Here is a 7034-nt window from a genome sequence, read left to right as displayed (position 1 = left end):
GGGCGGAAGGTGCTCCGCCCCGCGCGCCGCCGCCTTCGGGGGTACGTCCGGGCGGCCGGTCAGCCCGTGCGGGCTCCGGTGTGCAGGGCGAGCGCACCGTGGGCCGGGAGTGTGGCCCGGACGGTGCCGTCGTCGCCGACCGTGACGGTGTTGCCGTCGCAGTCCTCCGGTGCGGCCGCGATCACGTCGCAGTACGTGCCGCCCGGCAGCGAGGTCGTGAAGGTCTCGGCCAGGTCGCCGTCGCCGTCGTTGACGGCGACGAACCCCTTGTCGCCACGGCCGAAGGCGATGGCGCTGCCGCCGTCGTCCCACCAGTCGGTCAGCTCCGCCTGCCCCACCTCGTTGCGGAAGCCGACCATGCCGGTGACGGTGCGTTCGGCGTGCGTGTCCGTCCATCCGTCGGCGCCGCTCGGCGGGCCGGCGTCCTTGTCGGACCACTCGTAACCGGAGTACACGTTCGGCGAACCGTAGGGCGAGGCCAGCATGAAGACGTTGGCGAGGGTGTAGGCCGCGCCGTCCTTGTAGGTCAGCGTCGAACCGTTGCGTTCGGTGTCCCAGTTGTCGACGAACGTACGCGCGGAGGCACCGGGCAGTTTGCCGTCGGCCACGGATTTCAGCTGAGCGAGGGCGCCTCCCCGGAAGGCGCTCTTCAGATGGCCCCCGTAGCGGAACTCGTCCACGTCTCCGATCGCGGTGTACTCCTCGGGCTGTACGGCTTCACCGCCCCCGTGGATGACCTCCGAGACCCAGAAGCCCGGATCGGCCGTCTTCCCCTTGATCGCGGCGAGGTCGTCGGCCGCCATGTGCTTGGCCGCGTCGACGCGGAAGCCGTCGACGCCCAGCGACCGCAGGTCGTCGAGGTACGCGGCGATGGTGGCGCGGACGTTCTCCTTGCCGGTGTCCAGGTCGGAGAGCCCCACCAGTTCGCAGTTCTGGACGTCGTCGCGGTCCGCGTAGTCCTTGATGTCGGTGCGGCAGGTGTGGAAGTCGGCGTCCTGGAAGGAGCCGGGGTAGTCGTACTTCGTGTAGGCCGTTCCACCCGTGCCCGTCCCCGACCCGGCGGCCATGTGGTTGACGACGACGTCGGCCATGACCTTGACGCCGGCGGCGTGGCAGTCCTCCACCATGCCGGCGAACGCGTCGCGGTCCCCCAGCCGGCCCGCGATCCGGTGGCTGACCGGCTGGTAGGAGGTCCACCACTGGTCGCCCTGGATGTGTTCGGTGGCGGGGGACACCTGTACGTAGCCGTAGCCGGCGGGGCCGAGCTGATCGGTGCAGGCGGACGCCACGTCCGCGTACGGCCGCTCGAACATGGTGACGGTGACGGTCTTCTCGCCGGGCGGCACGGCCTGTGACTGCCAGGGGGCGAGGGTGGTGAGACAGGCGGCGGTGACCACTCCGGCCAGCGTTCCGCCGATCAGGCGGACTCGGTGCTGCATGTGCGGCTCCTTCGACGACAGGGCACGGCTGTGCCCTCGAAGGCAGCCACGCGCCAGGCTGCCGTGGGGGGAACGCCTGGGAGCCTGCCGCTCCGGCCGCGCGGTCGTCAAGGATTTCTGCAAGCTCTTTCAGATTCTTGCGCAAGTCCCCGCGGACAACTGCCCCGTGTGCGTGAGCCGCGCGGTCCGACGCGCCGACCGCCCGGCCGGAAGGACACGCCCGCGTCGCCCGGCGGTCCCGTGCGGCGTGGGCGCACGGCTCCGCAGGCTCGTGCGGTCCGGGCGGGGCCCGGCCGCGGGCCGCCCGGCGGACCCGGACAGGCCCCGTCGCGGATCAGGCGGGCGGCGGTGGCAGCAGTCCCGCGGCCTCACGCAGCGACTCGGCGTGCCGGGCCAGTTCGGGTTCGCCGCCGCGGTCCGCCGGCATGGACGCCATCAGGGCCAGCCGGTCGCGCCAGCTGTTCCCGGCGAGCGGCACGGCGACGGTGTTCATCCCCGGCACCGACTCGCCGGCGCTGTCGGCGCGGCCGAGGGTACGGATCCCGGCCAGCTCCGAGAGCAGCGCCGTGCGGGAGACGAGGGTGCGGCCGGTGGCACCGGGCAGCCGCTCCTGCGGGTAGAGGGCGCAGACCTGTTCGGTGGTCAGCCGGGCGAGCAGCACCTTGCCCGCCGAGGTGGCGTGCGCGGGGTGGGCGCGTCCGGTCTCCAGGACGGCCCGCACGGGGTGCGGCGACTCGCGGCCGTCCGTGATGATCACCTGGTCGCCGATCAGCGCGGCGGTGCTCACCGTCTCCCCGGTGGCGGTGGCCGCCGCGTCGAGCACCATCCGGAGCCGGGCCCGGATCTCGGGGCCGTACCCGGCAGGGCGTCCGAGCGTGACCAGTTCGGGCCCCGCGGAGTAGCCCCGGCCCGAGGTGTCACGGGTGGCGAATCCGCGTGACTCCAGGGTGCTGAGCACCCGGTGGGCGGTGGAGCGTGCCACGTCCAGTTCCCGGGCGGCGTCGGTGACCGACAGGGTGTCGTGGGTGAGGAAGAGGCGCATCAGACGCAGTCCGGTGTCCAATGACTCGATGATGTAGCTCCTGGGATCGGCCACGGGGTCCTCTCGGTCGTGTCACTGGGGCCGTGTTCCTGCGCGGCGCCCTGCGCCCATGATTCCGCCCCGGCCGGGCGGCGGAGCAACCGCCGTCCGCCACAGGGCCGGTGAGGTGGCGCGGCACGGCTCACGCGAGGCCGGAGCGGGCGGCGGAGCCGTACGGCCGGGCGTCGGAACCACGCCAGGAAGGCCGAAAGTTTCCCATTGGACGGAATGGCTGTATCGCGGCCCGTGTGACGGAGGCCACGCTCGTCCGACCATCGCATGCGAACCCACAGGAACTCTCTCCGCGAGCCGCGTTCGGAGGATCCATTGTCCGCGCACACCCCCTCCCTGACAGCCGCCCGCCAGCCGGGCGGCCGCACCGCAACACCTCGGCCACAGCCCCGGAAGGCCGCACTCGCGGCGTTCCTCGGCAGCATGCTCGAGTACTACGACTTCTTCATCTACGGCTCCGCCGCCGCCCTGGTGTTCCCGACCCTCTTCTTCTCGTCGGACAACCCGGCGGTCGGCACCGTCTCCGCCCTCGCCACCTTCGGTGTCGGCTACGCGGCCCGTCCGCTCGGCGGCGTCGTGCTCGGCCACTTCGGCGACAGGGTCGGCCGCAAGAAGGTCATGGTCTTCACCCTCCTCATGATGGGCTTCTCCAGCCTGGCCGTCGGTGTGCTGCCGACCTACGAACAGGTGGGCATCGTCGCCCCGGTCCTCCTGGTGGTAGCGCGCCTCGGCCAGGGCATCTCGGCCGGCGGTGAGGCCGCGGGTGCCAGCACCCTGACACTGGAACACTCGCCCGAGGGACGCCGCGGGTTCTTCACCAGCTTCACGATGTCCGGCACGATGGCGGGCATCCTGCTGGCCAGCTTCGTGTTCATCCCGGTGGCCTCCCTCCCCGAGGCCCAGCTGATGTCCTGGGGCTGGCGGGTGCCGTTCTGGCTCAGCATCGTCATGATCCTGCTGGCCTACCTCGTACGCCGGCGTCTGGACGAGACACCGGTGTTCGTGGCGGAGGCGGACGCGGAGGAACTGCCGCCGCTCCCCCTGGCGCACCTCTTCCGCACCCAGTGGGCCGATGTCCTGAAGGTCATGTTCGCCTCGCTCTTCGCGGTGTTCCAGACCGTCTTCATGGTGTTCGGCCTGGCGTACGCGACCTCCGACGCGGTCGGCCTGGACCGGTCGGCCATGCTCTGGGTCTCGGTGGCCGCCAACGCGGTGGCCGTGGTGGCGGTGCCCGCCGCGGCGGCCCTCTCGGACCGCGTCGGACGGAGGCCGGTGTGGGTCGTGTCGGCCCTCGCCTGCGCGATCCTGGTCTGCGCCTACTTCTGGGCCGTCTCCACCGGGAACTTCATCCTGATCGTCGTGGTGGCGGTCCTGCTCAACGGTGTGGCGTACTCGGGCATGAACGGTCTCTGGCCGGCCTACTTCTCCGAGCTCTTCGCCGCCCGCGTACGCTACTCCGGCTTCGCGACCGGCAGCCAGTTCGGCTTCCTGCTCGCGGGGTTCGCCCCGGCCATCGGTTTCGCGATCATGGGCGAGGGCGTCAACGGCTGGATCCCGGTCGCGGCCTTCGCCGCACTCTGCGGAGTGGTGTCCGCCGTCGCCGTGCTCACGGCGCGCGAGACGCACAAGGTCCCCCTGGCCGAGCTGGGCACACCGCGACCCCGCCGCTGAACGCCCCTGACCCGCACGCACGCTCGTCGGAAGGATCCGCCATGCCCGTCTTCGCGGTCGTCTACACCTACACGCAGGACACGGCGGGACGCGACGAACACCGCCCCGCGCACAAGGAGTACCTGTCCCGGCTCGGCGACCTGGGCGTCAATCTCTGCTCCGGGCCGTTCGGCCCCGAGGAGGCCCCCGGGGCTCTCCTCCTGATCCGGGCCGGCACCAGGGAGCAGGCCGTCCGGCACACCGAGGGCGACCCGTTCCGGCTCCACGGCCTGGTCGGCGAGGTGTCGGCCCGGGAGTGGACACCCGTGCTCGGCCCGCTCGCGCCACTGATCTGACCCGTGCGCGGGGCACGGGGCGTCGCGGGGCATACTCACGCGACGCCCCGGCCGGTTCGCCAACGCCCACGGGCCACCCGCACGGGTGGCGCGCCCACGGTGACACCCGCCGGAACACGTGCCCGTCCGGAACCGCCGGAACAGAAGGTGACCGCACATGGCCAGATCGAACGCAGGAGAGTCGGTTCTCAGCCGCGCCATGCGCATCCTGCGACTGTTCACGTCCAGTTCGCCCACCCTCACGGTGTCGGAGATCGCCCGGCGGGCCGGCCTCCCCATGGCGACGGCCCACCGGCTCGTCGGTGAACTGGTCGAACTGGGAGCCCTCGACCGGGTCGAGGGCAGACAGGTGCGCATGGGCTACCAGCTCTGGGAACTGGCCTCACGGTCCTCCCGGGCCCTCGACCTGCGCCAGGTCGCCATGCCGTTCATGGAGGACCTCCAGACGGTGGTGCGCCACCACACGCAGATCGGTGTGCTGGAGGGCACCGACGTGCTCTACCTGGAGCGGCTGTCCGCCCGTGGCGCGGTGAACAACATCACCAGGATCGCCGGCAGGCTGCCCATCCACGCGACCTCGGCCGGTCTCGTGCTCCTCGCCCACAGTCCTCCGGATCTCCAGGAGGAGGTGCTGTCGCAGTCCCTGCGGCGCTACACCGCCCGGACGGTCACCGATCCGGTACGGCTGCGCTCCCTGCTGGCACAGGTGCGCCGGGAGGGGTTCGCCGTCGCGGCCCAGATGATCAGCCAGGCCGGGACGGGCATCGCCGCCCCGGTGCGGGGCGGCGACGGCGACGTCGTCGCGGCGCTGTCCGTCGTCGTTCCCGCCGCCGATCCCGGTCCCCGCGCCCTGGTCCCGGCGCTACTGGCGGCGGCCCGCGGCATCTCGCGGGCGATGGGCGCCCCCACCTGCGACGACGACCTGCTGCGCAGCCACGGGCCCCGGCTGCCGGGCGACGGCACCGACCGCCCTTTCCATTGAGCGGAAAGCGTGTTGTGGGCCTCCTCGGCCGCACGGCACGCTGGTCACACCGCCGGACGGCCCCCTGACGGGCCAACAGGCGCGAAGTACGGGGGAGTCGGAGCGCGGGTGCCCGCGGACCGCGTCGGTCCTCCCGGGTCCCGGCCGCCGACGGACCGCCCGGCTCCTCCGCCGTACCGACAGATCGTCAGCACGTGCCCCCGGTCCGCATCCGTGCGCGTACCACCCCCGGCAGGACGGTATCCATCCCATGACCTCACAGACCACTCGTGTCCGGACACAGGTCGGCATCGTAGGTGCCGGCCCGGCCGGGCTCATGCTCTCGCACCTGCTGTCCGTGGCGGGCATCGACTCGACCGTCGTCGAGGTGCGTGACCGCGCCGGCATCGAGACCACCATCCGGGCCGGCATCCTGGAGCAGGGCACCGTCGACCTGATGGCCGCCACCGGTGTCGGCGACCGCGTCCTGGCGGAGGGGAGCCGCCACGACGGCATCGAGATCCGCTACGGCGGGGAGAGCAGGCGCATCGACTTCCCGTCGCTGACGGGCCGCTCGGTCCACCTCTACCCGCAGCACGAGGTGCTCAAGGACCTGATCGCCGCGCGGCTGGACCGCGGCGCCGACATCCGGTTCGGCGTCACCGGCGTCACCCTCCACGACGTCACCACCGACCGGCCGGCCATCGGGTTCACCGATGCCGACGGAACGCCCGTCGAACTGCGCTGCGACGTGGTCGTCGGCTGCGACGGCTCCCAGGGCATCAGCAGGCCCGCCGTTCCCGACACCCTGCGCACGGACTACTTCCGCGCCTATCCCTTCGGCTGGTTCGGCATCCTGGCCGAGGCGCCGCCCAGTTCCGACGAACTCGTCTACGCCCATTCCGAGCGTGGTTTCGCCCTCATCAGCTCACGCACACCGACCGTGCAGCGGATGTACTTCCAGTGCGACCCCCGCGAGGACGCCACGCAGTGGAGCGACGCGCGGATCTGGGACGAGCTGCAGGCACGGGTCTCCGGCAACGGGTTCTCGCTCAAGGAGGGAAGGGTCTTCCAGCGCGGCGTCATCCCGATGCGCTCGTACGTGTGCTCCCCGATGCGGCACGGACGCCTCTTCCTCGCCGGTGACGCCGCCCACACGGTCCCGCCGACGGGGGCGAAGGGCCTCAACCTCGCCGTCTCCGACGTCGCGGTGCTCTCGCAGGCCCTGGAGCGCTTCTTCCTCGACGGCGACCCCGGCCTGCTGGAGGAGTACGGGAACACGGCGTCGGACCGCGTCTGGCGCGCCCAGCACTTCTCCTGGTGGATGACCTCCATGCTCCACCGCGACGAGGCGGCCACCGACTTCGACGCCCGCCGCCGGCTCGGAGAACTCGGCATGGTCACCGGATCCGCCGCCGGCCGCGCCTTCCTCGCCGAGGCGTACACCGGCTGGCCCGTAGCCCTCACCAATCCCTGGTCGGTGGCCGCCGAGGCCATCCGGCTCACCGCGGGCCGCACCCCGTGACCCGCCCCCA

General features: G+C 72.1%; 6 protein-coding genes. 4 read left to right on the top strand and 2 right to left on the bottom strand.

The genetic code is table 11. The annotated features are described in order from the left end of the window. Window positions 1-59: 59 nt before the first annotated feature. Together ACFVS9_RS32960 and ACFVS9_RS32955 are read right to left on the bottom strand one after the other, a co-directional pair. Window positions 60-1439: an alpha-amylase family protein gene (locus ACFVS9_RS32960; RefSeq protein WP_389938477.1), complete on the bottom strand. Its 1380-nt coding sequence runs from the start codon at window positions 1437-1439 to the stop codon at window positions 60-62. Between the two features lie 334 nt (window positions 1440-1773). Then, the gene (locus tag ACFVS9_RS32955; protein WP_389938474.1) at window positions 1774-2535 is read right to left on the bottom strand and encodes an IclR family transcriptional regulator; all 762 of its coding nucleotides are present in this window, start codon (window positions 2533-2535) and stop codon (window positions 1774-1776) included. A 420-nt stretch (window positions 2536-2955) separates the two neighbouring features. On the opposite strand from ACFVS9_RS32955, the gene ACFVS9_RS32950 reads away from it, so the two are divergent. The 4 genes from ACFVS9_RS32950 (at window position 2956) to ACFVS9_RS32935 (ending at window position 7024) form a co-directional block, all read left to right on the top strand. After that, window positions 2956-4203, top strand: coding sequence for an MFS transporter (locus tag ACFVS9_RS32950; protein ID WP_383116347.1), 1248 nt, complete (start codon window positions 2956-2958; stop codon window positions 4201-4203). Window positions 4204-4244: 41 nt separating this feature from the next. Further along, window positions 4245-4538: a YciI family protein gene (locus tag ACFVS9_RS32945; protein ID WP_383116346.1), complete on the top strand. Its 294-nt coding sequence runs from the start codon at window positions 4245-4247 to the stop codon at window positions 4536-4538. A 157-nt stretch (window positions 4539-4695) separates the two neighbouring features. Then, window positions 4696-5520, top strand: coding sequence for an IclR family transcriptional regulator (locus ACFVS9_RS32940; RefSeq protein ID WP_383116345.1), 825 nt, complete (start codon window positions 4696-4698; stop codon window positions 5518-5520). Between the two features lie 250 nt (window positions 5521-5770). Continuing rightward, complete coding sequence (locus ACFVS9_RS32935; protein ID WP_389938469.1) at window positions 5771-7024, top strand: 4-hydroxybenzoate 3-monooxygenase; 1254 nt, start codon at window positions 5771-5773, stop codon at window positions 7022-7024. Window positions 7025-7034: the final 10 nt, after the last annotated feature.

The organism is Streptomyces sp. NPDC058008 (assembly GCF_042886395.1).
Taxonomy (GTDB): domain Bacteria; phylum Actinomycetota; class Actinomycetes; order Streptomycetales; family Streptomycetaceae; genus Streptomyces.
This window is presented reverse-complemented; position numbering and strand designations above follow the sequence as displayed.